The 25,833-nt window shown below is 52.5% G+C and carries 26 protein-coding genes; 8 read left to right on the top strand and 18 right to left on the bottom strand.

Going from position 1 to position 25,833, the window contains the following annotated elements; genetic code table 11:
- Positions 1-191 precede the first annotated feature (191 nt).
- A complete protein-coding gene (locus NSQ73_RS09045) occupies positions 192-344 on the top strand; it encodes a DUF1540 domain-containing protein (protein ID WP_076245672.1) in 153 nt (50 codons plus the stop codon).
- 187 nt (positions 345-531) lie between these two features.
- Here the strand turns inward: NSQ73_RS09045 and metE are convergent, their stop codons facing one another.
- From metE to NSQ73_RS09020, 5 genes are all read right to left on the bottom strand, one after another.
- On the bottom strand, positions 532-2,832 hold the full coding sequence (gene metE, locus NSQ73_RS09040; protein WP_340986202.1) for a 5-methyltetrahydropteroyltriglutamate--homocysteine S-methyltransferase: 2,301 nt from the start codon (positions 2,830-2,832) through the stop codon (positions 532-534).
- Between the two features lie 253 nt (positions 2,833-3,085).
- Positions 3,086-3,946, bottom strand: a complete 861-nt coding sequence (locus NSQ73_RS09035) for an undecaprenyl-diphosphate phosphatase (protein ID WP_340986201.1) — start codon at positions 3,944-3,946, stop codon at positions 3,086-3,088.
- A gap of 27 nt (positions 3,947-3,973) precedes the next feature.
- Complete coding sequence (locus tag NSQ73_RS09030) at positions 3,974-4,597, bottom strand: DedA family protein (protein ID WP_039295402.1); 624 nt, start codon at positions 4,595-4,597, stop codon at positions 3,974-3,976.
- A 15-nt stretch (positions 4,598-4,612) separates the two neighbouring features.
- The gene (locus NSQ73_RS09025) at positions 4,613-6,562 is read right to left on the bottom strand and encodes an ABC transporter permease (RefSeq protein WP_340986200.1); all 1,950 of its coding nucleotides are present in this window, start codon (positions 6,560-6,562) and stop codon (positions 4,613-4,615) included.
- Complete coding sequence (locus tag NSQ73_RS09020) at positions 6,537-7,307, bottom strand: ABC transporter ATP-binding protein (RefSeq protein WP_171716814.1); 771 nt, start codon at positions 7,305-7,307, stop codon at positions 6,537-6,539. Before NSQ73_RS09020 ends, NSQ73_RS09025 begins: the two co-directional genes overlap by 26 nt.
- A 247-nt stretch (positions 7,308-7,554) precedes the next feature.
- Between NSQ73_RS09020 and NSQ73_RS09015 the strand changes: the two genes are divergently transcribed.
- From NSQ73_RS09015 to NSQ73_RS09005, 3 genes are all read left to right on the top strand, one after another.
- Positions 7,555-8,592: an NADH:flavin oxidoreductase/NADH oxidase gene (locus NSQ73_RS09015; RefSeq protein WP_340986199.1), complete on the top strand. Its 1,038-nt coding sequence runs from the start codon at positions 7,555-7,557 to the stop codon at positions 8,590-8,592.
- A gap of 95 nt (positions 8,593-8,687) precedes the next feature.
- The gene (locus tag NSQ73_RS09010) at positions 8,688-9,122 is read left to right on the top strand and encodes a MarR family winged helix-turn-helix transcriptional regulator (RefSeq protein ID WP_340986198.1); all 435 of its coding nucleotides are present in this window, start codon (positions 8,688-8,690) and stop codon (positions 9,120-9,122) included.
- Between the two features lie 128 nt (positions 9,123-9,250).
- Positions 9,251-9,526, top strand: coding sequence for a PQ-loop domain-containing transporter (locus NSQ73_RS09005; protein ID WP_039295394.1), 276 nt, complete (start codon positions 9,251-9,253; stop codon positions 9,524-9,526).
- Positions 9,527-9,549: 23 nt separating this feature from the next.
- Here NSQ73_RS09005 and NSQ73_RS09000 read toward each other — a convergent pair whose 3' ends face one another.
- Entirely contained in the window at positions 9,550-10,524 is a 975-nt protein-coding gene (locus NSQ73_RS09000; protein WP_340986197.1) for a sensor histidine kinase, read from the bottom strand.
- Position 10,525: 1 nt separating this feature from the next.
- Positions 10,526-11,224, bottom strand: a complete 699-nt coding sequence (locus tag NSQ73_RS08995) for a response regulator transcription factor (RefSeq protein WP_039295391.1) — start codon at positions 11,222-11,224, stop codon at positions 10,526-10,528.
- A 171-nt stretch (positions 11,225-11,395) separates the two neighbouring features.
- On the opposite strand from NSQ73_RS08995, the gene NSQ73_RS08990 reads away from it, so the two are divergent.
- A complete protein-coding gene (locus NSQ73_RS08990) occupies positions 11,396-12,130 on the top strand; it encodes a class I SAM-dependent methyltransferase (protein WP_340986196.1) in 735 nt (244 codons plus the stop codon).
- A 418-nt stretch (positions 12,131-12,548) separates the two neighbouring features.
- Complete coding sequence (locus NSQ73_RS08985) at positions 12,549-12,689, top strand: hypothetical protein (protein ID WP_340986195.1); 141 nt, start codon at positions 12,549-12,551, stop codon at positions 12,687-12,689.
- A 36-nt stretch (positions 12,690-12,725) separates the two neighbouring features.
- Here the strand turns inward: NSQ73_RS08985 and NSQ73_RS08980 are convergent, their stop codons facing one another.
- The 7 genes from NSQ73_RS08980 to NSQ73_RS08950 all read right to left on the bottom strand — a co-directional run bounded on the left by NSQ73_RS08980 (position 12,726) and on the right by NSQ73_RS08950 (position 20,706).
- Positions 12,726-13,523 (bottom strand): TIGR00266 family protein, encoded by a 798-nt coding sequence (locus NSQ73_RS08980; RefSeq protein ID WP_039295387.1) that lies wholly within the window; start codon positions 13,521-13,523, stop codon positions 12,726-12,728.
- A 432-nt stretch (positions 13,524-13,955) separates the two neighbouring features.
- Positions 13,956-14,642, bottom strand: coding sequence for a YitT family protein (locus NSQ73_RS08975; RefSeq protein ID WP_340986194.1), 687 nt, complete (start codon positions 14,640-14,642; stop codon positions 13,956-13,958).
- A 316-nt stretch (positions 14,643-14,958) separates the two neighbouring features.
- The gene (locus NSQ73_RS08970; RefSeq protein ID WP_042138790.1) at positions 14,959-15,459 is read right to left on the bottom strand and encodes a Crp/Fnr family transcriptional regulator; all 501 of its coding nucleotides are present in this window, start codon (positions 15,457-15,459) and stop codon (positions 14,959-14,961) included.
- 214 nt (positions 15,460-15,673) lie between these two features.
- Positions 15,674-16,795, bottom strand: coding sequence for an IS200/IS605 family element RNA-guided endonuclease TnpB (tnpB, locus tag NSQ73_RS08965; RefSeq protein ID WP_340986193.1), 1,122 nt, complete (start codon positions 16,793-16,795; stop codon positions 15,674-15,676).
- Between the two features lie 203 nt (positions 16,796-16,998).
- Positions 16,999-18,948: a PTS fructose transporter subunit IIABC gene (locus NSQ73_RS08960; RefSeq protein ID WP_340986192.1), complete on the bottom strand. Its 1,950-nt coding sequence runs from the start codon at positions 18,946-18,948 to the stop codon at positions 16,999-17,001.
- A 44-nt stretch (positions 18,949-18,992) separates the two neighbouring features.
- The gene (gene pfkB, locus NSQ73_RS08955; protein WP_340989241.1) at positions 18,993-19,904 is read right to left on the bottom strand and encodes a 1-phosphofructokinase; all 912 of its coding nucleotides are present in this window, start codon (positions 19,902-19,904) and stop codon (positions 18,993-18,995) included.
- Positions 19,905-19,944: 40 nt separating this feature from the next.
- A complete protein-coding gene (locus NSQ73_RS08950) occupies positions 19,945-20,706 on the bottom strand; it encodes a DeoR/GlpR family DNA-binding transcription regulator (protein WP_171716821.1) in 762 nt (253 codons plus the stop codon).
- A gap of 400 nt (positions 20,707-21,106) precedes the next feature.
- Between NSQ73_RS08950 and NSQ73_RS08945 the strand changes: the two genes are divergently transcribed.
- Positions 21,107-21,406, top strand: coding sequence for a hypothetical protein (locus NSQ73_RS08945; RefSeq protein ID WP_171716573.1), 300 nt, complete (start codon positions 21,107-21,109; stop codon positions 21,404-21,406).
- A 13-nt stretch (positions 21,407-21,419) separates the two neighbouring features.
- On the opposite strand, the gene NSQ73_RS08940 is transcribed toward NSQ73_RS08945, so the two are convergent.
- Positions 21,420-21,893 (bottom strand): general stress protein, encoded by a 474-nt coding sequence (locus tag NSQ73_RS08940; protein ID WP_340986191.1) that lies wholly within the window; start codon positions 21,891-21,893, stop codon positions 21,420-21,422.
- Between the two features lie 210 nt (positions 21,894-22,103).
- On the opposite strand from NSQ73_RS08940, the gene NSQ73_RS08935 reads away from it, so the two are divergent.
- Positions 22,104-23,243, top strand: a complete 1,140-nt coding sequence (locus NSQ73_RS08935) for an AI-2E family transporter (RefSeq protein WP_076245694.1) — start codon at positions 22,104-22,106, stop codon at positions 23,241-23,243.
- A gap of 725 nt (positions 23,244-23,968) precedes the next feature.
- Here the strand turns inward: NSQ73_RS08935 and NSQ73_RS08930 are convergent.
- From NSQ73_RS08930 to rnhA, 3 genes are all read right to left on the bottom strand, one after another.
- Positions 23,969-24,373, bottom strand: a complete 405-nt coding sequence (locus NSQ73_RS08930) for a hypothetical protein (protein WP_039295375.1) — start codon at positions 24,371-24,373, stop codon at positions 23,969-23,971.
- A 31-nt stretch (positions 24,374-24,404) separates the two neighbouring features.
- The gene (ung, locus tag NSQ73_RS08925; RefSeq protein WP_039295373.1) at positions 24,405-25,073 is read right to left on the bottom strand and encodes a uracil-DNA glycosylase; all 669 of its coding nucleotides are present in this window, start codon (positions 25,071-25,073) and stop codon (positions 24,405-24,407) included.
- Positions 25,074-25,143: 70 nt separating this feature from the next.
- Positions 25,144-25,809 (bottom strand): ribonuclease H, encoded by a 666-nt coding sequence (rnhA, locus tag NSQ73_RS08920; protein WP_039295371.1) that lies wholly within the window; start codon positions 25,807-25,809, stop codon positions 25,144-25,146.
- Between the last annotated feature and the right edge of the window lie 24 nt (positions 25,810-25,833).

Genomic DNA, 25,833 nt, shown 5'->3' with positions numbered 1-25,833 from the left:
ATCCCGTTTGCGTAATAGCTCTTTATTTGTTACAATTATAGTGTCTGTAAAAGACAAAAAACACCAAATACCCTCCATTCTCAAGGAATAAGGGTAAGGTGCTGTTCGGACAAGCTCCACCTTGCCGGACAGATCTATTCAATTGCTAACTGATTTATGATGCCAACTACTATAAGAGGAGGTGAACCCTCATGGCAAAAGACGTATTGTGTGCAGTTAACTCCTGTACTTACTGGGCTGAAGAAAACAAATGCAACGCTGAGTCCATCTTCGTTGCTTACCACAGCTCCAAAGAACCTACTCATTCTGAAGAAACAGATTGCAAAACCTTTGAAAGCAAATAAGGTCTGAAGAATATCGAAGGGACCCTCCACGGTTCCTTCTTTTCTTTTTTCATTTTATCAAGAATGATAATTATTATCAAGTGTTTCTTGCAAAAAAAATGAAAATAAATCACTATAACCAGAGTGGATTACCCTGGATATAGTGATTTATTTATGTCAGGCAGCTACCACAGATTAGCAGAAAAGTTTACCGGCTGACTGCCCCGCTCTTCTCCCGTACAAGGACCGCCGCCTTCACCATATTACGCAGTGCGGCTGTGGTCTCTTCCCATCCGCGAGTCTTCAATCCGCAGTCCGGATTAATCCAGAACTGCTGCACATCCAGAGCGCGGAGCGCCCGCTCGATAGCTGAAGTCATCTCCTCTACAACTGGAACCCGCGGACTGTGGATATCATACACTCCGAGTCCGATGCCCTTGTCATATTCCTGCTCCTCGAAGCTGACGATCAGCTCCCCGTGGCTGCGGGAGGTCTCAATCGAGATGACATCGGCATCCATTGCCGAGATCGAACCGATCATGTCGTTGAATTCGCTGTAGCACATATGCGTATGCACCTGAGTCGTATCCTTGACATGATTCGTCGCGATCCGGAACGATTTCACAGCCCAGTTCAGGTAATGCTCGTGATCTCTCGCCTTCAGCGGCAAGCCTTCGCGGATGGCCGGTTCATCGACCTGGATCATCTCAATACCCGCCTCCTCCAGTGCTGTCACCTCATGGCGCAGCGCAAGAGCAATTTGACCTGCTACCGCTTCCCTGCTGAGATCATCACGGACAAAGGACCAGTTCAAGATCGTCACCGGACCTGTCAGCATCCCCTTGACCGGGAGCTTCGTCAGCGACTGGGCATACAGGCTTTCTTTGACCGTCATTGGCTGGATAAAAGCAACATCGGCATAGATAACGGGCGGCTTCACGCAGCGTGAGCCATACGATTGAACCCAGCCGCCCCCGGTGAAGAGATAACCGGCCAGCTTCTCTCCGAAGAATTCGACCATATCCGTCCGCTCGAACTCACCATGTACCAGCACATCCAGCCCTAGCTCCTCCTGAAGGGAGATGGCCTCAGCGATTTGACGCTTGATGAACCCGTCATAACGCTCCTGGGTCCATACCCCCTTGCGCCACTTCAGCCGGGCCTGGCGGACCTCAGCCGTCTGCGGGAAGCTGCCGATGGTGGTTGTCGGCAGCAGCGGCAGACGCCACTTCTCCTGCTGAACCTTCACCCGCTCTGCAAATGGAAGACTGCGGTTGTCCGGCAGCTTCTCCAACGAGCGTACCTGCTCAGCTACATCCTCACGCCCGCGTTCCGGAAGGGCGCGGAATACAGCAAGCACCTCACGGTTTGCGGCCAGCTCCGCTGCATAACGTTCAATCCCCCCGCCTGCAGCTGCCGCAATAAGAACCAGCTCATTAAGCTTCTCATTGGCGAAGGCTAATGCATTCTTGACCGCTGATTTCAGTTTGTCTTCCCCTTCGACTGTAACCGGCACATGCAGCAGGCTCGAGGCGGGCTGAAGAATCAGCTGCTCTTGTGGCACATATTTCTGCAGTTCAGCAACCAGCTCCAGCTTGGCATCTATATCTGAACGCCAGATATTGCGTCCGTCGATAATTCCGGCTGCCAGAGTCTTATCCTGCGGCCAGCCCAGGCGGGCAATGGACTCCAGGTTCTTGCCTCCGTCATGGACGAAATCCAGGCCCAGGCCTTGCACTGGCAATTCCAGCAAGGCCTCCAGCGGCTCGGCAGCTTCGAAATAGGTCTGCACAATAACATTAAGGCCCGGTACTGAAGCGGCGATCTCCCCGTAGATAGTCTTAAGCAATACGATGTCATCTGCCGTTAAGCCCGTTACAATTGCCGGCTCATCGATCTGTACCCAGGCCACGCCTTCCTGCTGCAGCTCCTGCAGCAGCTGCACGTATACCGGCAGGAAGCGGGCAGCAACTACGGCTACTTCGGCAGCCGGGAATCCCTTGGACAGCTTGAGGAAGGTATAGAGCCCCACTATAACAGGCTTGCCTTCTATACCCGCCCGTTCTTTGGCGAACCGGTAGGCAGCAAGCGGCTTATTCTCTGTCAGGACAGGTGTCAGGCTGCCAATCTCAGGCACGATGTAATGATAGTTCGTATTGAACCATTTGGTCATCTCGCAGGCTGTAGCCCCTGCATTGCCGCGGGCCATGGCAAAGTACAGGTCGAGCGGAATATCTCCGCCTTCATAGCCATAACGCGGCGGCACGATGCCGAACATTGCAGCAGTATCCAGCACATGATCATAGAAGGTGAAGTCGCCCACCGGAATCAGCTCTATGCCCGCCTGCTGCTGGGTCTGCAAATGCTGGAGCTGAATTTCTTCCATCTGTGAGCGGAAATTCTGCTCATCTATTTTCCCGGCCCAGTAAGCCTCCAATGTCTTTTTCCATTCGCGGTTCTTGCCGATTCTCGGATAGCCGAGGCTGCTTGTCTTAATTCCTTTGCTCATTTATGTCCGCTCCTCTTGGGTTAAGTTAGGTGCTGCATCCTTAATCTGCTGCCATCTTACTTCACATTTTCTGCGGTCCGCAACAGATTCCGGGGAGTTTGGCTATACAGATTCCTTATAACAAAAGCAAATTCCCCCACAAAGCGGGGCTATAGCTTCGAGGATCACTCATGTGCTTTGCCGGGACCCCGAACATAGTAAAGCCGCACTCTCCATTGAAGGAGGTGCGGCTGTGGCAACCGTGCTGACGGACTCAGAACCAGACCAGATAGACCACACCGGCGAGAATAATCCGGTAGATGGCGAAGGGCAGCAGCTTGATTCTGTTAATCAGCTTCAGGAAGAAACGCATGGACAACAGCGCGAACAGGAAGGCGCTGATAAAGCCGGCGATGAAGAACGGCAGGGCATCCAGCGTGAAGTACTGCCAATTCTTCAGCAGCGAAATCAGGCTCGCTCCGGCCATAATCGGCACAGCCATAATGAAGGTGAAATCGGCAGCCGCGCGGTGGCTCATCCCCAGCAGCACGCCGCCGGAAATCGTCGAGCCGGACCGTGAGAACCCCGGCCACAGGGAGACACACTGGATCAGTCCGACCGATAGCGCCTGCCTATATGTAATCTGGTCAACACTCTCTGTTTTGATGGTTTTGGGTGCAAACCGGTCGGCGCAGATCATAAATATGGCCCCAACGACCAGTCCGATCAATACTGTAGAAGTGGAAAATAAATGCTCATCAATGTAATCCTCGAACAGAAAACCGAAGATTCCGGCGGGAATCAGACCTACGATTACCTGGGCTAACTTCAGACGGCCTTCAGCAGGCGCCTGCGGCTGCCCCTCTGGCACCACCGCCAGTTCCTTGCGGCTGAATTTCTTCAGCCCGAGCAGATCGATGAACCGGTTACGGAAAATGATCACTACAGCAAGGATGGAGCCCAGCTGAATAACAACCTTGAACGTGTTCGCCGTATATTTTCCCAGAAATTCCTGCGACTTAAGCCACATATCATCCACGATGATCATATGACCGGTTGAGGATACCGGAGCAAATTCAGTCAGTCCTTCTACAATTCCCAGTATGATTGCTTTGACAATGGTCAGCAGCTCCATGGTTATCCTCCTTTGTTTGTTGAAAAATTATCCCCGGACCTTGCCGGCATTCAGTCTTTTACGGTAATACAGGAATCCGAGCAACAAAAGTCCTGCAGCAATGATGGCATATACTACACTGGAATAGGTGCCGATAATACCGGCAATATCCTCCCACGACTCTCCAAGCGCGGCCCCCAGCAGCACCAGCAGCACATTCCAGCCTAATGTTCCGATCGTTGTAAACAGCATGAACACGCCGAATTTCATCCCGGACATCCCTGCGGGAATGGAGATCAGACTGCGTACGAGCGGAATCATCCGGCAGAAAAGCACGGTCCAGTAGCCGTATTTGTCAAACCAGGCGTCCGCCTTGCGGATATCCTTCCCGCTGATCCGCAGCAGGCCGCCCCAGCGGTCTACGATCCGCTCCAGTCTGTCCACATCCAGCATCCGTCCGATCCAGTACAGAATCACTGCACCCAGCAGTGAACCGGCGGTTGAAGCGATCAGCACTCCGGGAATCGTCATGTCAGTCGTAGTGGTCATGAATCCGCCGAAGGGGAGAATGACCTCTGAGGGAATGGGCGGAAAAACATTCTCCAGCGCCAGCATCAGAAAGATGCCGAAGTATCCGAACTGCTCCATAAAATCCGTAATCCATGTTTGCATATGCGGGCCTCCTGTTTAGAGCAGATTTTTCTTGAGATTGCGTAAATAACGGCTGCGGATGAAGAAGAAATAGATTCCCTGGGCTGCCAGATATCCGGCCAGCACTGCCCCTGTCTCGGCCGCAATCGACAGATAGAACAGGCGCTGCAGGGCAATGAAAGCAAAGACGCTGTGCAATATGGCCAGCAGCACCGGAACGAAGAACATTAGGGCCAGCTGCTGGGTGACGCTGCGGTCCAGCTCCTGATCGGTGAAGCCCATTTTGGACAACGCAGAATACTGGAAACGGTCATGCTCCAGATCCATGTACAGCCGGAAATACAGGAAGCTTCCTGCCGCGATGAAGAAGACGGTCCCCACCAGGAGGGAAGCAAACAGCATCGTACTGTACAGCGTCCGCTGAATCTCAAACAGTGTTCCGCTGACCACGACAGCGTAATTTGCCTTCTGCTCATAGGCGACCTTGCCGCCGTCCGCAAGACTTGAAGCAATGCCTACCGTCTGGGGGAAATCCTCCATGTAAAAGCCGTAGTACATGTCCTGCTGGACCGGAACTATGGTGTTATAGAGACTGTCGCTAACCACCAGGCCGCTGAAATCTCCTCCGCCCCGCCCGTCCAGCTCCGGCAGCAGATATTCGGCAACCGGCACATACTGTGTGTAGCCAATTTCCCGGATATCTGTTCCCTGCTCCAGTGTATAAGTGGCTTTGACACGCTCACTGATCAGGCTGCGGTCCCGCTGTGAGCCGATCATCACCAGACCGTCGTGTCCTTCAAGCGGAGGTTCAGAGGAATCGAAGCCGGCATATTGGAGAGCCAGCCTGTAGTCGCTGTAAGCCATGAGCGGCAACCGTTCGGTATGGTCCGGTCCGCTCTGCGAGGCCACATCGGCATATTTCACCGGGATCGACAAGGTATCATACGCTAGTCCCAACTGCTTCAGCTCTGACTCGATGCCGTCCAAATCCTGCCTTGCCGTTGAACTGGCCGCTCCGCCTTTGGCGACGTAGCCTACGGCTGCGGGATAATCCAGCTTCAGCTCCCGGGACAGGGTATGGATCGAGGCGAAAACACCCACCGAAGTGAAGGATACCGCCGAGACAATGGTCACCATGAAGAACATCCGCCCGTTATCCTTCCAGCGGTACGATAAACCCGAGAAGGTGATAATCCTCATCCGCTGCCAATAGAAGCGCCGGAATCTTCTCAGCTGTTCCACCACGTATAGACTCAGCTGTGTATAGAACAGGTAGGTACCCACAACCGTGATAGCCACTACCGGGAACATCATTACCTCCACCGTGGTGGCTGTAGTCAGCACTGCCAGCACATAACCGCCCAGCAGCAGCAGAGCGGCGAGCAGCGCCTGCCAGCGGTGAATGCGCGGCTTCGCATCTCCTCTGCGTCCGCCTTGGAACATTCCCCGCGGCGTCTCATTGCCGATAAAAAAGAAGGTGCACAGCGAGATCAGGACGAACAGCAGCACAAAGCTGATAATAGTCAGCACGGGTGCCTGCCAGCTTAGATGGAAATCCAGCGGGGGAATGCCGAGAAAGGCGGAGCCGATCATCAGGAACAGCTTGCCGAGCAGCATCCCGAGCAGTGTGCCGGTGAAGATCGCCGAGCCGCCGATCAGCATATTTTCCAGAAACACCATCTTGTTGAGCTGCTGCTTGGTCATGCCATGCATCAGCAGGATACCGAACTCCAGCTTGCGGGACTGCAGGAAGGAGCCGACAGATACCAGGACAAACAGCGAGCAGAAAACATAGATGATCCCTTCCGCCATCATCATTGTCTTAGCCGCAGTATCCAGAATAAGAGCTCCTGAAATTACCGGATGAAAGATAAACAATGCGCACAGGAAGAAAATCATTACCGAAAAGGCACTGCTGACGAAGTAGGCGGCATACTTGCGCTTGCTCCGGGTTACATTCCTATAGGCGAATTGCCGAAAGGTCATGGCCGGCTCCTCCCAGCAGTGACAGCATGTCGATGATATTCTGGAAGAAGGCGGCTCTGCTGCTGCCCCTGTACATCTCGCTGTAGAAGCGGCCGTCTTTGATAAAAATCACCCGGTGGCAAAAGCTCGCTGCCACCGCGTCATGCGTAACCATCAGCACTGTCGCTCCCTCGGCTTCATTCACTTCAGCCAGCAGCCCCATGACTTCTTCCGACGCCTTGGAATCCAGGCTGCCGGTGGGTTCATCCGCCAGAATCAGCGAAGGGCGGTGGATCATCGCCCGGGCAATCGCTACACGCTGCATCTGGCCGCCGGAGATTTCATAGGTGCGTTTGTGCAGCAGCCCGGCAATGTCCAGCCTGGAGGCCACTTCCGCCAGCCGCTTTTCCATTTCCGCAACGGAACTCCCGCTTAAAGTCAGCGGCAATACTACATTCTCTTCTACCGTGAGCGTGTCCAGTAGATTGAAATGCTGGAATACAAAACCCAGCTCCTTGCGGCGGAACAGCGCCTTCTCTTTACGGCCCAGCAGGTTAGGGTCCCGGCCGCTGATCATTACCTGGCCTGAGGTGGGTTCATCAATCGTCGCGATGACATTGAGCAGCGTGGTTTTGCCGCTGCCGGACGGGCCCATAATTCCGACGAATTCCCCCTTCTCTACGGCGAACCGGATATGGTTCAGCGCGTGAATGGATACCTTGCCTTCATATATTTTGGATAAATTGTGTACGTCTAATAGGGGCAAGGGCTACCGCTCCTCTTTCACCTGGATTGCTTACATTATACAAACTGTAAACTAATGCTGCTATTTCTGAAACTTACAGCTACCTTACAGTATTGTAAGCACAGTTGTAGTTGACAGTTGACAGTGCAGAGATAAGGCCTTATATTTAAATGCATGAGCATGCATGTATTTTTGTGGAGAGCCGATTTGTTACCTAATCCCCCTGCCGCATGCCAATTCCAAGTTAAACGAAGGAGCGCGACGAATAATGAAGGATCTGTTCACCCCCTATGAGATTAAGAGCCTGAAGCTGAAGAACCGGGTAGTTATGCCGCCCATGTGCCAGTATTCGGTCACCAATAAAGATGGAATCGCTACAGATTGGCATTATAACCATTATGTGAGCCGTGCAGTCGGCGGTGCCGGACTGATTATTGTAGAGATGGCTGATGTTGAACCGGATGGCCGTATCACCGACTATGATCTGGGACTCTGGTCCGATGAACAGATCCCTGCTCTGGCTCGTATCGTAGAGGCAAGTCATGTCCACGGCGCCAAAGTAGGTATTCAGGTTGCCCATGCCGGACGCAAGGCCGAGGATGCCGTGCTTCCTGTCTCTTCTTCCGCTATTCCTTTTGACGATAAGTCCACTACTCCGCATGCCTTGACTACGGAAGAAGTGAAAGCTATGGTAGGCAAATTCAAGCTGGGTGTGCAGCGGGCTGTCCAGGCCGGCTTCGATGTCATTGAGCTGCATGGTGCCCACGGCTATCTGATTCACCAGTTCCACTCACCGCTGTCCAACCAGAGAACGGATGAGTACGGACAGGACCGGACGCTGTTCGGCCGGGAAGTGATTGCTGCCGCGAAGAGCGTAATGCCTGAGGGTATGCCGCTGATCATGCGCATTTCCGCGCAGGAATACGTTGAGGGCGGCTACGGGCTTACCGAGAGCCTGGAAATCAGCAGAGCTTATAAGGAAGCCGGAGCGGATATCTTCCACATCAGTGCAGGCGGTGAAGGCCCGATAGCAGCAGCCGGCAGACCGGGCACCCATGCTGCCTATCAGGTGCCGCTGGCCAGAGCTATCAAGCAGGAGCTGAATGTGCCGGTGATCGCCGTCGGCCGGCTGGATGAAGCGGTACTCGCCAATGCGGTCATCGGCAATGAAGAGGCTGATCTCGTAGCGGTTGGACGGGGTATGCTGAGAAATCCTTACTGGACGCTGGAAGCTGGTGTAGTGCTCGGCAAAGATGCTGGCGTTCCCAAGCAGTATGAGTTAGGGTTTCCCCGCGCCGCCAAATAATTGAGCATTCCCTGCGGTGTCCTTCTCTTCTTCCAGATGATATACTAAAGTGAAATTTATATTCATGAATGGCATGCACCGGGAGGATTGAAGACATGAAGAACACCCCTGCAAATGACCTGATAACCAGCTGGTTGTCACTCTCTCATATACAAATGAATGTTGCCGCTGCACTTGAATCAAAGCTGGTGGAGAACTATCAGTTATCGCTCAAGGAGTTCTACGTACTGCTGTTTCTGTCCGAGGCACCCGAGAAGAAGCTGAAGCTCCAGCAGCTTGAGTCCATGGTCGGGCTGAGCCAGAGCGCCGTATCCCGGCTGGTCAGCCGGTTCGAAGCCAAAGGCTGCGGCGCGCTGGAGCGCAAGGTCTGTGATGATGACCGCAGAAGCATCTATACCTCTTTGACTGACATCGGTCAGAATAAGGTCGACCGGGCGCAGGTGACCGTTAATGAAGTGCTGCAGGAAGCCTTTCCTGTAGACGATATACAGCAACTGCTGGAACAGCTTGTGCAGCTGAAACAGCAATAGACCCGGGCAGAGCGCCTGCCGGGTGAACCCGCCGTCCCTTACAGGGGCGGCGGGTTTTTGATATGCACCGAACCTCATCCGCCCATTGAGCATACAACGTACTAAACGAAGAATAGCGGGGTGTACGCATGTTGTTCACGGTTATGCAGCTGATTGGCGGTATTATTCTCTCTGTAGGCTGGATTCCACAAATTCTGCAAATCATCAAGACCCGGTCTGTCGCAGACCTTAGCCTGAAGTCCTACCTGCTGATGCTGCTGGGCATCGCCCTTATGGAAGCCTATGCGGTTAACCTGGCCGCTCAGGGGGTCGGGCTTGCTTTTCTGATTACCAATACCCTGTCGCTGGCGGTCGTATCAACGGTCGTCCTCCTGATTATCCGCTACCGGGCCGGCAGCAGGTAGAGCCGAACCGCCTCCCGCTTGTATCAAAATATAATCCGCACTGCCGTCCCCTTGCCCACCTCCGAGGTAATCTCCACCTCATGCTCCAGCTTGCCGCAGATCTGCTTCACCAGATACAGCCCCATGCCGGTGGATTCCTGAAAGCTGCGCCCGTTGACGCCGGTAAAATAAGGATCGAATACCCGCGGCAGGTCACCCGGAGGGATGCCCACGCCTTCATCGCGCACCTCCAGCACAGCCCTGCCCTGCTCCTCTAAATACCCGTGGAAATGCACAAACTTCCCCTCCTCCACTGTATAGCGCAGGGCATTGGTTATCAGCTGGGTTATGACGAAGGACAGCCATTTCTCGTCCGAGGTAATCGAAATCCCGCTCTCCACAGAAATCACCGGAAACACCCGCTTACGGATGAACAGCCGTTTCTGTTCCGAGGTCACGCTCCGCACCACGGCCGAGAGCTCCAGCCGCTCGACATAGAAATCATGTTCAAAGGTATCCAGCCGGGCGGTGTAGAGCACCGTTTCCAGCCCTTTCTTCAGCCGGTCCAGCTCATCGCCGATGGCCGTGAACGGAGGTCCGTCTTTATCCTGTATCATCAGATGAATCACCGAAAGCGGCGTCTTCATGCCATGTACCCACTGGTTGATGAAGTGAATATGCTCCTCCAGCTTGTGGCGGTAGTTGTGCAGGTCGTTCTGGTACAGACGGAACTGCTGGGCCAGCAGCATACGCAGACTCCCGGCCAAAGGTGTATTCTGCGCCGGCCCGCCGGATTCCTCGAGCGATACCGGCACCGTCATAAGCCGCTCATAGAATGTACGGTTTGTGAGATACCTGTAGGCAAGATAACCCAGCAGCAGAATTGTACTGAGCAGCGCCGCGTACAGGCTCACCGTCACTCCGCTTCCCCCGTCCAGCCGGTAGACCAGCGTGATCATCATAAGCTGGGCCAGATAGACGATGATCAAAGGCGATTGTTCCCGTATGAACAGCTTCATGTTACCCCTCCTCCCAATTCCCGGTGAGCCTGTACCCTTGACCGCGCACCGTCTGCAGTCCCTCCATAATATCCAGCGCAGCCAGCTTCTTGCGTACCCGGGTTACATAGACGTTCAGCGTGTTGTCATCCACAAAAGCTTCGGTATCCCAAATCTTCTCCAGCAGCCGGTCACGCGTAACGAGGGTACCGGATTTCTGCATCAGCTCATCGAGAATCTTGGCCTCGGTGTGGCTCAGGTCGATTCTGGCCCCGCCCCGCGTCAGGATCAGCCGTTCTACATCCAGCATCAGTCCCGAGACGGTGAGGCTGCGTTCCGTGCCGCCCCCGGCATAGGAGCCATAAGCGCGGCGCAGGTGGCTTTTGATTTTGGCCATCGCAATCTCGTAATCAAAGGGTTTCGTAATATAATCATCCGCGCCATTCTCCAGCGCCATGACCTGATCCATCTTCCCGTCGCGTGCGGAGATGAACAGAATGGGACAGGTTGAGACCGCACGGATCTGGCGGCACCAATAATATCCGTCGAATTTGGGCAGGTTCACATCCAGCAGCACCAGCTGCGGGGCGAACGCCTCGAACTCGGTCCGTACCGCTTCAAAATCATGCACCGCCCGTGTTTCGTATCCAAACTTATGTAAGTAGTCCTGGAGCAGGGTTACCAGTCCCTTGTCATCCTCAATGATAAATATTTTGAACATCATAGCCCTCCGGTTGCCGCCTTAGGTAGTCTAAGGGGTTTGCCCCATAATATATACAGTACCTGCGTTCCAGTCAAATCTGCGGTATACTTTCCGGGAAGCGGTGAATGCCAGTGCAATTCCTGTTTCGAAAAAACAACGGGCTTAACGACCGTTACGGAGGTACACCGTATGAAGCAAAACAAATATGATGAGGCCAGCTTTTTTGAAAATTACAGCCGGATGCCGCGCTCCACAGGCGGACTTGAGTCCGCCGGAGAATGGGGGACTTTCCGCACGCTGCTGCCTGACCTGCAGGGTCAGCGGGTACTGGATCTGGGCTGCGGCTTCGGCTGGCACTGCCGGTATGCCCGTGAGCAAGGGGCCGTATCTGTAGTGGGCATCGATCTTTCTGCGAATATGCTGGAGCGGGCCAGGGCAATGACCCGCGATCCGAAGATTGAATACCTCCAGCTGGCAATTGAAGATGCCGCTTTCGGTGCGGATGAATTCGATACGGTCATCAGTTCACTTGCCATTCACTATGTAGAGGATTTCGCCAGCCTCTGCCGCCAGGTCTACTATTGCCTGAAGCCTGGCGGAGCCTTCGTGTTCTCGGTCGAGCATCCCATCTTCACCGCGCTCGCCGCGCAGGATTGGCATTACGGTACTGAAGGCGGGAAGCAGCATTGGCCTGTTGACAATTATCATCTCGAAGGACCGAGGCAAGCCAATTTCCTTGATCATGCAGTCACGAAGTACCACCGTAATGTTGCTACCTACATTAATACGCTGATCGGTTCCGGCTTCACCCTGACCCGGATCTCCGAGCTGCAGCCGACTGCGGATATGCTGGAGAAGAACGCAGCCTGGCTGGAGGAAACCCGGCGCCCGATGTTCCTGCTGCTGTCTGCGGTGAAGAATTAGCCGGTATAGCGTTTGAGAAACAAAATTGCTTCGAGGGCGAGGCAGGGTGGAGCTTTGAGGGTGAGACAGGATGGAGCCTCGAGGGCGCGGCCGGGTGGAGCTTCGAGGGCGAGTCGGAGCTTAGTATGCGCGCATTTGCTCCTTAGGAGGCCGGTGGGTTCTTCATAACTCACTCATCAGCTTGTGGGGAGGACTGAGATTCCGTTATTTGTGCAAATCGGGTGATTTCACAGGGCAAGCGGACTCAGATTCCGTTATGGGTCAGGTTATCCCTCCTTTTGAGCTGAAATGAACAGGATAACGGAATCTCAGTCCGTTTCAGCTGCAAAAGAAGGTCTTTCCGGGAAATAGGGGCCTCTCAGTCCGCTTCCCTCCGCAGACCAAACAGCCGCCTGCCGGGAATCCGGTGTGGCGGCTGTTGCACTTACCAGGGAATCCCGTGAAGCTGCGGCTGCATTCCGGGGAATCCGGCGAGGCGGCTGTTGCACTTACCGGGGAATCCCGTGAAGCACCTGCTGCAGTCCGCGGAACCCTGCGAGGCGGCAAATTGTTACGGTAGAATTTGGATTGCCGGCTTATTTCATCGCCGCTCCATTTACTTGCCGTCCAGCAGATTGCCCAACCCGCCGAGGATGCTGCCCTCTTCCTTGCGCCCGGAAGGTCCGGCGGCCGACAGAATACGGTCAGCCATCCGGCTGAACGGCAGCGACTGCACCCACACCTTGCCCGGTCCGCGCAGGGTGGCGAAGAACAGGCCTTCGCCGCCGAAGAGCGCAGTCTTCACACCTTTGACCATCTCGATATTATAATCGACAGAGGATGTCATGGCGACGAGACAGCCGGTGTCGAGCTTGATGGTCTCTCCAGGCTGCAGCGTCCGCTCCAGCACATGACCTCCGGAGTGAACGAAGGAGAGTCCGTCTCCTTCGAGCTTTTGCATGATGAAGCCTTCACCGCCGAAGAAGCCCGCCCCCAGCCTGCGCTGGAATTCAATGCCGATCGACACGCCTTTGGCTGCGCAGAGGAAGGAATCCTTCTGGCAGATGATTTTGCCGCCGTATTGCTGAAGATCCAGCGGAATAATCTTGCCCGGGTACGGAGCGGCAAAGGTTACGCTCTTGCGTCCATATGCCCCGCTGTGCGTGAAAACGGTCATGAACAGGCTTTCCCCGGTCAGCAGCCGTTTGCCTGCACCCTTCAGCATGCCCATCAGTCCGCCTCCGCCCCGCGAGTTGCCGCTGCCGTCACCAAAGATCGTCTCCATCGTAATCTCCGGGTCCATCATCATGAAGCTGCCCGCTTCGGCGATCACGCTCTCCCCCGGGTCAAGCTGCACCTCCACACACTGAATTTCCTCACCCATAATCGCATAGTCAATTTCGTGAGCACTCATTCCCTTACATCCTCCCTCTACATTCTGAGCATAGTGTAACCTCGGGCCTTGCAGTTTGGAATGAAATATATACGCGCGCTCACACCTCACGGTTTCAGTATCCGGGGACACCCGGGAGGTGAATGTGCGAAATGTGGCGCAAACGAAGAAGTACACATTTTACCGAAAACAAATTAACAGTGGATGATATGCAAAAATGTTGCAGATATTACAACTTCGATTCGCTAATGCCGGGGTGTGCGGAAGGATTGTTGTATGAAATACAAGAATCCTCTCGGTAATCGGCTTGGAGGGGGCAGAATGCTGCATTTCATACAACAATTTCCGGCTACGGTCGAACGGGCGGAATGTTGTATTCTGTGCAGGATTTCTCAAAAAAAAAGACCAGCTGGACTAAAGTCCGCTGACCTTTCATCATCCCCGTATAGGGGTTCACATTGCATTGTTCACATTCACCGTGCCATCCTGAGTCTTGGCTAGTGGAGATGGAATCTTCGGAGCCTTGACCAGCTTCGGTCTGCCCAGAGAGGTTGTAAAAGTAATCACATATCCGGCCACAACTACAGCCATCACTGTGTACAGGGTCTCTCTTAACGGCATATAGAAGAGGGACAATGCCAGAACAATTACATCCATCAGGATAAATACGGTTCCTACCTTAATTCCTTTCCATTCACTGATCAGCAGCGACAGAATATCGTCCCCGCCGCTCGCCCCGCCGCCTCGCAGGACCATACCTGCTCCTAGACCTGTCAGTACACCTGACAACAATGCCGCAAGCGGCAAGTTATCCTGCAGATCAATAACCCATCCGGAATAGCGTTCCATCAGTCCGTAGAATACCGTGAAGGCTGCTACAGAGATGAAGGTGTTTACCACGAACGATTTTCCTTTGAATATGATTGCGATTAAGAGTACTGGAATGTCTAAAATCAGGATCGATAGTGATGGTGAAATCCCCAGCACATATTTGCCGAGCAGCGACAGCCCTACGAACCCGCCCTCAGTCAAATGGTTCTGATAATTGATGTGATAATACGTAAATGCAAGCAATAGTGTTCCGGACAAAATAACGGCTAATCGGAGCGGCATACTCATGCCACTGTCTTGTTTCCTCATACTCGGTCTCCCCTTATCGTAAATGGCGGCTAGACGTCCCACCAGCCTCTACGAGGGGTTAAACCGGAGGTGTTGCTCCTTCGCATACAATACTCCCTTCCCTCATAGAGGCGGCCATCGTCAATTAACAACGGTACTCGCACATTCTACAGGGAAGCTAAGTATAAGACAGATCATAACGTTTCCAAATCGTCCTTTGGGGAATCGTCCTTCGGGGACACATGGTATCCTGATCCTTTCTTTAGTTTGATATGTTCTGAATAGATTATACCACGCGGAAGGGGCAGTCTAAACAGTTTCCATTAAAAATAAGCAATCAGCCCTGATTCCGCAGCAAACGGTTGACAGTTTCCCGGCGTACACCTATTAATTGCCCGATCTCTTCCTGTGTCAGCAGATCTGTCAGCTGTGCGCCATGAGAGTATTCGTTCAGCCAGCGGGTCAGCAGCGCCATGCGTTCCCCGGGCGTTCCGACTGTAAGATGGTCGAGCCGTGTCTGCATGAACCGCACCTTCTCCTGGAGCAGAAGCGCGATCTCCATCACCTTCTCAGGGTCCTCCCGCAGCTCCCGGTACCATTCCGCAGCGGGAATGAGCTCGACCTCACTTTTCATCATCGCCACCGCTGTTCCATGCGCCTCCTTCGGCGAAATGAGGGAATGATGGGGAACTGTCTCACCCGGATACAGCAGGTTGAACAGCACCATGTTCCCGTTCTCATGCAGTCTTGTCACCTTGAACAGTCCGCTTTTCACCCGGTACAGGTTCTGGCCGCCGTCACCCTGACGGAACAAGACTTCCCCTTTGTGCAGAATCATTTCGCATTCTCCTTTGCCTTCTCTTTATATATATTTTTAATTATACCGAAATACGACATTGAATTCTCCCCCACTTAGCTAACGCTTGAAGTGGCGGATTCTTGCGAACAGAAGAGTACCCTCTTCTTATGGAGCAAGCGATCCCTGCGTTCCCGCAGTTTTACATTTTTGACGCAAGTGAAATGTTGAATTCTATCGTTTGGTTAGGTGGCGGTTAAACCGCTACTTGTTCAATATTGTGAGCGGCGTTTTCGTCACGGTCATGGATCGTCCCGCAGGCTGTACATGTCCATTCCCGAACGGACAGGTTCTTCACCTCGGGGTGGATCGTGCCACACACATGGCAACGCTGACTGGTCGGCTCAAACGTGTCGGCGATCCGAAGATTTCGTCCATACCATTTCGCTTTATACGTCAGCTGTCGCACCCACTCGCCCCAAGACGCATCAGCAATGGATTTTGAAAGCTTGGGGTTCTGAATCATATTCGCCACACGCAGATGTTCGATACTAATCGTTTGGTTTTCACGAATCAGTCTCGTGGTCAGCTTGTGGAGGAAGTCATTTCGTTTATTGGCAATGCGTTCGTGAATACGAGCGATATGCTGCCTTGCTTTCTTCCAGTTGGAGCCGCCCGGAGTACGCCGAGCCATCCGCCGCTGCCAAAGCGCCAGCTTTTTCTCGTATTGACGGTAAAAGCGAGGATTGGCGATATGTTCCCCGTTTGAGCATACTGCATATTCTTTCAAGCCTAAGTCGATGCCAATAGGTGTATCCACTTGGGGCAGAGGGTTCTTTTGAACTTCGCAAACGAGCGAAACGAAAAATTTCCCGCTGGCGTTTTTACGAACGGTAGCGGACAATATCCGGCCTTCCAGCTTCCGGGAGTTTGCAAAACGTATCCAGCCGAGTTTTGGGAGCTTCAAGCGACTGCCCTCCATGGCGATATTCCCGTTGGTGAATTTGGTCGTGTAACTTTGAATCGGATGCTTTCGGCTCTTGAAGCGTGGCGCTTGATTTTGCTTCTTGAAAAAACGATCAAAGCTATCCGCCACATGACGGGCAGCCGACTGCAAAGCGATGCTATCGACTTCTTTCAGCCAGTCGTATTGTGCTTTTAAACCGGGGAGTTGTGTTGCACAAGCGTGATAAGACAAGCCTTTTCCCGTTTCCACATACCTTTGATTCCAAGCTTCCAAGAAGTAATTGAACACAAAACGGCAGCAGCCAAACATTCGACGAATGAGTTGCTTTTGCTCTGTATTGGGGTAGATCCGATATTTATAGGCTTGATGAACCAGGGGTTTCGAAGAAACCTCCTGCGCAGACACGAGCATGTGCAACACCTCCTTTTAGTGATCTCATTCATATTATAGCACATATGTTCGTCTTGAAATCGAAAACTGCTGATTCATCCCCACCCTATCGAGGGTGGAGTATTCTCAGCTTTTTTAGATAAAATGGAGCGTGCAAACAAAGAAACCGTATGAATGCAGAATGTTGCTCTGCTTCCATACGGTTCAGGACAGGAATGATTACGTTACTTCAATGCGAGCGGCTTCTTCCAGAGACCCAGCATCAGTCCGGAAATAACGGAGCCGATCAGTACAGCCAGCAGGAACAGCAGCGCGCTGCTGGATAAGAAGGCTACGAACACGCCTCCATGCGGCGCAGGAACATTGATATTCCACAGCTGGGTCAGTCCGCCGGCTACAGCTGAACCCACGATACAGGAAGTAAGCACACGCAGCGGATCTGCTGCAGCAAACGGAATGGCACCTTCGGTGATGAACGACAAGCCCAGCACGTAGTTGGTTAATCCGGATTTGCGTTCCGTCTCTGTAAATTTATTCTTAAAGAACGTAGTGGCCAGCGCGATCGCCAGCGGAGGCACCATCCCTCCGGCCATAACAGCGGCCATCATCAAGCCGTTCGTGTTGCCGCTTGAGGTGAACACACCGATAGCAAAGGTGTATGCTGCTTTATTGAACGGACCGCCCATATCGATGGCCATCATACCGCCAAGCACCAATCCCAGCAGTACTTTATTGCCTGTACCCAGATGGTTAAGCGCATCGATCATACCTTCATTGATCCAGCTGAATACCGGATTGAACAGATAGAACATAACTGCGCCGGTAATAAGCAAGCTTAATACCGGATACAGGAGAATCGGTTTCAGACCGTCAAGGGTACGCGGCAGGCCAGAGAAGGCTTTGCGGAGCATAACAACCACATAACCGGCCAGGAAACCGGCAGCCAGGCCGCCCAGGAAACCCGCATTGGCATTCAGGGCCATGATCCCGCCGACCATACCAGGCATCAGTGCCGGGCGGTCGCCGATGCTAAGTGCGATAAATCCGGCCAGGATTGGAATCAGGAAGTGGAACGCCCCGTCTCCGCCGCCGATCGTCTGCAGCAGCTTCACCAGCGGATTATCGACACTGGCTACCTGTTCAATCAGGAACGAGATCGCCAGCAGAATCCCGCCGCCTACTACGAACGGCAGCATGTGGGAGATGCCGTTCATCAGGTCTTTATAAATCTTGCTTCCGATTGTACCGGACTTCGCCGATTCGGCACCATCCTCATTACGGCCGGAGCTGCGGTAGATTGGCGCATTGCCTTGGACCGCGATGCGGATTAATTCCTCTGACTTGCGGATTCCATCGCTTACCGGACGCTGAAGTACAGGCTTGCCGTTGAAGCGGTCCATCTCCACGTTCTTGTCTGCAGCGATAATAACTCCGCTCGCCCGGGCAATCTCATCCGCAGTCAGCACATTCTGCGCACCTTCAGAACCATTCGTTTCTACACGGATGTTAACTCCCATCTCTTTGGCTTTCTTCTTCAGGGCATCTTCAGCCATGAAGGTATGGGCAATTCCCGTAGGACATGCTGTCACAGCCACAACAAAGCTCTGCGAATCCGGGTTCCCGGTGATCATCCGTGCAGGTTCAGCCTGCGGCGCCGCTGTCTTCCGGGCTTCTTGCTCCGCAGCTGCCTTAGCTTCCGCTTCCGCCTGAGCTTCGGCCTCAGCTTGCTTGGCATCGAACAAGCGCGTTACCTCAGCAGGAGTCTTGGCACTCATGAGCTGTTCGATGAATTCGCTTTCAATGAGCAGCCTTGATAACGCAGCTAGTGTGCGCAGGTGCATATTTCCAGCTCCGTCCGGCGCAGCGATCATGAAGAACAAATGAGCCGGCGCTTCATCCAGGGAAGCAAAATCGAGTCCGGCGCTGCTCTTGGCAAACACAACCGTCGCTTCCTTCACAGCTTTGGTCTTGGCATGAGGCATGGCGATGCCCCCGCCGATTCCGGTGCTGGACTGGGCTTCACGGTCCAGTATTTTTTCTTTGAACAGCTTCACGTCATTAATGCGTCCACTGGCCGCAAGGCTGGCAATCAGTTCGTCGATCGCCGCTTCCTTCGTTGTAGCCTGCAGCTCCATAATCATAGTTTCCTGTATCATTAAATCTGTAATTTTCATTAATCTCAACTCCCCGTTTTACTTAAAATCTTTTATTATCTCGTTTACAGCTGGGAAATTACAACGAGCGGCCGAAGCTGTTCTATCTTCTGTCTGTCTGCCAGATCGTCCGAGAATGCCGTTGCGCTTCCTGAGGCGACGCCGGCACGGAATGCCTCCAGCACATCTCCGGTCAGCGACAAGGTCCCCACAAACCCGGCGATCATGGAATCTCCAGCACCTACTGAATTCTTCACCTGCCCCGCAGGAGCAGCCGCATGGTAGACACCTTGCTCCGAAATAAACAATGCGCCTTCACCGGCCATCGATACCAGCACATGCCTGGCCCCCGCTTCCAGCAGCTTACGCCCGTAGGTGATAATCTCCGCCCTGGTGCTGATCTGAGCGCCGAACAGCTCTGCCAGCTCATGGTGATTCGGTTTGACAAGCAGCGGTCCCAAGGGCAACGCGTCTTTCAGCGCCTGTCCCGTTGTGTCAATTACAAACTCTGCCCCCTTCTGTTTGCATACTGCGATCAGCCTGCTATAGAAATCTCCGCCAAGTGACGGTGGAGTACTTCCCGACAGAATAACAACATCCCCCTGCTTCAGGGCATCCAGCTTGTGCAGCAGAGAAGCGGTCTCGGGCTGCGAAATCTCCGGTCCGGCTCCGTTAATTTCCGTCTCTTCCCCGGCTTTCAGCTTGATATTGATCCGGGTATCATCCGCTATATGAACGAAATCACTTGCAATCATCTCCTGGCGCAGCCACTGTTCAATATATCCGCCCGTAAAACCGCCAAGGAATCCGGTTGCCGTATTCTCGACCCCCAGCTGCTTCAGTACGCGGGATACATTGATTCCTTTCCCTCCGGGCAGCTTCATATCCCGTTTCATCCGGTTTAACCCGCCTAGTGTAAACTCTTCAACCTCCACGATATAATCGACGGAAGGATTAAGTGTCACTGTATAAATCATCATTTATCCCTCATTTATAATGTTTGTCTTCTTAACACACTCACACCAATGTATAATCAACGTCCATCTTCTCCAGCTCCCGGCGGAAGTTATCCGGCGTATCCGTATCAAGAATGCAGTGATCCATCTCCTGCAGATCCGCCACTTTACAAAAGGAGATTTGCCCGATCTTGCTATGGTCTGCGAGCAGAATGGTCTGCTTTGCGACAGCAATCATTTTACGCTTGGTTGCAGCCTCCAGCATATTCGGAGTCGTGATGCCCTCACGTATATCCAGCCCGTTGGTTCCAAGGAAGGCTTTATCTACCCGAACCATATCCAGTGAGCGTTCTGTCATCGGTCCGACAAAAGCCATCGTGTCCGGCCGCAGCATTCCGCCTGTAATCGAAACTTCGATATGGCGGCAATCCTTCAGCTCATTAAGCGCCATAATCGAGTTGGTGATGACCTTGAGATTACGGAATGATTTCAGCGCCCGGGCAATATGCAGCGTAGTCGTTCCGCCATCCAGAAGAATAGCATCGCCTTCCTCAATCATCTCCACGGCCTTGCGGGCAATCCGCAGCTTCTCATCAAGGAACCGGTCTTCCTTATCCGGAACAGCCGCTTCAAAGTTCACACTCTGCAGGGATACCGCCCCGCCATGCGTACGTTTCAGCAGCCGTGCTTCCTCAAGCTCCTTGAGATCGCGGCGGACCGTTGATTCTGAGACGGACAGCTCCTGGCTCAGCTCCTGAACAGATGCTCTTGTATGGTTCTCAATAAACTGCAGAATACTCAGCTTCCGTTCTTCTTCAAACATGCGCTTCACTCCTCGGACTTGCAGCACGTGCTGCCGGATTCCTTTTATACACAATCGTCTATTTGTGTTCGGGCTTATTGTTAATTGAATTTGAATAAAAGCTCATTTGTGACTGATATTGATCATTTCTGCTCATTTATGATTGTAACAGCGTTTTCATAAACTGTAAAGTGCTTTTTTATCCGCTTATTTTTCACGAAAAAAGCTTATAATATCCCTTATACAGTGGCTTTTTCCGTTATCCGCTGATCGAATGGTTGCATGGATGCTCATCTCTGCTCATTTCATCCTGATAGGGTCAAATAGCGGCAGCAGCAAATAACCACCCGAACGCCTATTTCACAAACGCGGTCAGCAACATATTTTATATTACATATGGGGAAAAGCGGGTGAACAGGAGATGGCCTATAACAATAATAATTATGGATCCGGCTATACAGGCGGTAACAACAATAACACTAGCGGAGGTGCGGGCAAATCCTCCCCTGCAGAAGCTGAAGAACTCAGTGCCGAAGACTATGCAATCATTGCCGCAGGTTTTGGGGCATTAGGTGAAATCTTTGCTTTTCTCTCCCTGGTCAAAGCCAAACAGGTCACCAAAGAAACCGGAGGACAGGCAGGCTTTGAAGTGGACCCTATTCTATTCGTACAATCACGAAAAAAAAAAGCAGCCAGACGAAAATCCCGCCGGCCGCGTTGATATATTCTTTTGCTTATGAAATCTTCAAAGGCAGAACCTGATGCTTGGCGAATATAGAGTCCACCTTCTCGCGCTGCTCCTCCTCATCAAGAAAGACAATGACTATAATATGCTCCTGCTCGGCATGTCTGGCATAAGCCTCCGCATCCTCCTGCGGAATGCCAATACCGATCAGACTTACTGTAAGACCATCCGTTTCAATATCGGCTCCAGCCAGTTTGCGTGCAGCCGGACCCGCAGCCACAGCAGTATCGGCCAGCATATCGAGTCCCACCCCTAACCCGCGGGCTGTACCGAACAAGCCCTCATTGCCTTCCCCGCTCTGCGTAGCACCAATTCCGGTATCGTGGCTGATGATCTCCAGCGTATTTTTCTGCTTCGTGACTGCAGATATATTCTTCGATTTGATTCCATTCTCTTTCAATTCCCCAATCGCCAGTGCAGCATCGCTCCGATGTCCAAAAATCCCGAGCACCAATGTAGGCATCCCACATCCCTCCTGTTATTGCGATATTACCACTCTGCCTGCAGCTTGAACCTGACGGGAAGTCTCGGCGATAGTGAATCATTCTCTCCTAATTCGGTTATAAAGATAGAATCAGGCAAATGATATACAGCAGTCTTTTAAAATAAGATAGAACGCTGCTGCTCCTGATGCGTATACATAAACATAATTCAAGAGATTGGGGGGGCTGCTGTGCTTCAAAGCAAATATTTCCGGACATGCCTGGCCATTATCGCCTTTTTGACGATACTGTATCTGGGTTCCAAAGTTATTTTCCTATTTACGCCGCTCGTATCCATCTTTAATCTGCTGCTTGTGCCAATGATGCTGTCGGGCTTCATGTATTATCTGCTCCGCCCGCTCGTCAACTTCCTGGAGACCAAAAAACTTGGACGTGCACTCTCGATTCTCCTAATCTATCTCGTCTTCATCGGTTTGTTCGTACTGTTCTGGGTGCTGGTCTGGCCGACCCTGCGTGAGCAAATACAGAATTTCATCGACAATACGCCGTATTTGGTAGAGGGGCTGCAGAATCAGTTCAACAAAATCCAGAATGATCCGTCCTTCTCACGTTTCTTCAAAGGCGATACCGATTTAACAACAAGGCTTACAGAGTACGTGAATAGCGCTATCACTTGGGTGACTAATTCCATGTCCAACCTGATCGGTGTCATCTCCAGCATTGTAGTAGTCATTGCTACATTGCCGATTATTCTCTATTACATGCTGAAGGATGGATATAAGCTGTCACCGATTCTTCAAGGCCTGATTCCAAGAAAGTACCGCAAGGAAGGCCAGGATATGCTGAAGGATATCGACAGTGCGCTAAGCGGCTTCATTGTTACGCGCGTCCTGCTGAATGTGGTGCTGGGCATCATGCTCTACATCGGATTTCTGTTTATCGGCCTGCCGTATTCACTACTGCTAGCCGTTATTTCCATTCCGCTTAACTTCATTCCTTATGTCGGCTCATTGCTGGCAGCGATTCCGGTGATTATCGTAGGATTCATTGAATCCCCTTCAATGGCACTCTGGTCTCTGATCATCATCGTCGTTGCCCAGCAGATTCAGGACAATGTGCTGTCACCGATTATCTATGGTAAATCCCTGGATGTACATCCGCTGACAACCGTTGTGCTTGTCCTGATAGGCGGCGACTTCTTCGGCATTATCGGTGTGCTCATTGCGCTGCCTGTATATATGATTCTCAAAATCCTCTTCCTGCGGATTTATGAAATCATTATCGCTGAGCGTGAGGATGATCCGGGCGGTCCCGGGCCTATAGCACCGGCAGGGATTGAGGTTGAGATTGTTAAGGAAGAGCAGTTGTAGTTCAGTTGTAGTTCAGTTGTAGTTCAGTTGTAGTTGAGTTAAACCTGCTTTGAGCGTTAAATTTCAAGACTGAATTCGCCCAAAGGGCGCGTCCGGCTGGAGCCGATGGGGCCTGTGCAAGCTAATACAAGCTCATACAGGCCATGAAGCTTATAAGGCAAGCACACATCGCTCCACTCAGACTATCGCTGGGGTAGCATCCGGTAGAATCAAGAGCACTAATGCCCTTCATTTGCTCATTTGTGGCGCATCCGGTGGAATCAAGAGCACTAATGCCCTTCATTTGCTCATTTGGTCCGCATCCGGTGGAATCAAGAGCACTAATGCTCCTCATTTGCTCATTTGGTCCGCATCCGGTGGAATCAAGAGCACTAATGCTCCTCATTTGCTCATTTGGTCCGCATGCGGCGGGATCAGAGGGATTTATCCCTTTAATTTCCCCATTCCGCCCACTTTCGGCGGGATCAGAGGGATTTATCCCTTAAATTTTCCCGTTCCGCTCACTTTCGGCGGGATTAAAGGGATTTCTAAACTAAGAATTAATTCATCCTCCAGACAGATCTGCCCTAATTCCAAAGAATCTTATCCATAACTATTACGCAGATCTTATCCACAACAGTCAAACATCATATTATCCAAATAACAAAAACAAAAAAACGGGCAAATCTCTAAATAAGAGGTTTGCCCGTTTTGCTGTACCTTCCGAAGCCTTCCGTTCCGCTATCTCAGCCCCGCAGAGAGCGCACCACAAAAATGTGATTGCCCTTCAGCAGGTTCTGCCCGTCGCGGAGCGTAACTGAACCCTTGGTGTGCGCTACGATGGTCGTATTGAGGGCAACCAGCTGATCGCCTTTCCAGATGGTGACCGCCGACTTGAAATATACCGCGTTGTCAAACTGCTGGCGTTCCCTCATCACGTACCCGACGGAATGGAGGACCGGGGGCAATGCCCTCTCCTTGGGAGCCAATGCCTTGATGAACACAATGTCACGAAAAGGGACGGCAATCTCCTGATGTCCGATTACGGCTACTGAAGCTGCAGGGTCCCATCTGCGCAGCACGCCTTTCATGATCGTATATGGCTCTTCTCCGCAGTACATAATGACCGGTCTGCCTACCCAATGCTTCATGGCTCCACCCCCTTCGCTGTGTCCGTGCTACTTATACATTCGGTATGGACCAATCGATTCCTGTAAGCCCGTGCGACTCCAGATAGGAGTTAGCCTGTGAGAACGGATGGCTGCCGAGAAATCCGCGGTGGGCCGAGAACGGACTTGGATGCGGAGACTGAATAACCTTATGTCTGCTGCGGTCAATCGAAGCCCCTTTGAGCTGGGCATGACTGCCCCACAGGATGAACACCATCGGTTCTGTCCGTTCATTCAGCTTCTCCATGATGGCATCTGTAAATGTCTCCCAGCCCAGGCCTTTATGCGAGTTCGGCTGGCCTTCACGTACGGTCAGCACTGCGTTAAGCATCAGCACCCCTTCTTCTGCCCAGTGGAGCAGAGAACCATGGTTCGGTACAGGTACGCCCAGATCATTATGCAGCTCGGTATAAATATTGCGCAGTGACGGAGGAATCCGCACTCCCGGCTCGACCGAGAAACTCAGGCCATGAGCCTGTCCCGCCCCATGATAGGGGTCCTGACCCAGAATGACCACCCGGGTCTTGCTGTAAGGCGTCAGCTTCAGCGCTGAGAACAGCTTGTCTTTTGGCGGATAGACTGTATATTGCTTATATTCACGTGCCAGCGCATAACGCAGCTCTTCAAAATAGGGCTTATGCGTTTCTTCCTGCAGAACCTCATCCCAATCATTGCCGAACATCCCGTTCTCCTCCTGCTTGCTTCCCTGTAGTATTCATTCATTACCTGTTATTAACCAGATCCCGCAAAATTTATTTGCGCCCGTAATCTGCTTTGATCTCGCCCCATACCTTAGTCTGCCATTTCAGCACCTTATTCTCATATGTATGGCTGCGCAGCCAGCTCTCCGCCCGGTCAATCAGCGTCCAGATTTCCTCTGTGGAAGCATCCCGGGGCAGGGTAGTAGCGACCTTCTTCTGCTTCACCCACTTCATCGCATTCACGGAGTCGGTATAGACCGTACGGCTGCTGCCTTCCTTCTTAAGCAGAGCCAGCGCATGGACAATCGCCAGAAATTCCCCGAGGTTATTCGTACCCTTACTGATTGGACCGCAGGAAAAAATAATGTCACCGGTCTGCGTGTCTACGCCTTTGTATTCTACCGGTCCGGGATTGCCGCGGGTGCCGACATCTACAGAGATGCTGTCATAATCAATCTCCTCCGACGTTTCTACCGAGGCACTGCGGCTCCAGCTGTTTGCCGTTTTACTCTTGGCGCCTGCGCCGGATGAGGACGCACCTGTTCCCCAGTTGCCTTTCCAGCCCGCCTTATAAGCCGTATCCGCTGCCGCTCTGCTCTCATAAGACTTATATTTCGCTCCGGTATAATGATCGGTCTGCGCCTGGCATTCTGCCCAAGTGCTGTACACTCCCGGCTGCTTGCCTTCCCACACTACATAGTATTTCTGCTTAGCCATGAATACAGCTCCTTCCTGCACGCC

It is taken from the genome of Paenibacillus sp. FSL R10-2736, assembly GCF_038000245.1.
GTDB lineage: Bacteria > Bacillota > Bacilli > Paenibacillales > Paenibacillaceae > Paenibacillus_AQ > Paenibacillus_AQ phytohabitans.
Note: the sequence above shows the minus strand (reverse complement) of the source record. Positions and strands in the feature narration are given on the sequence as shown.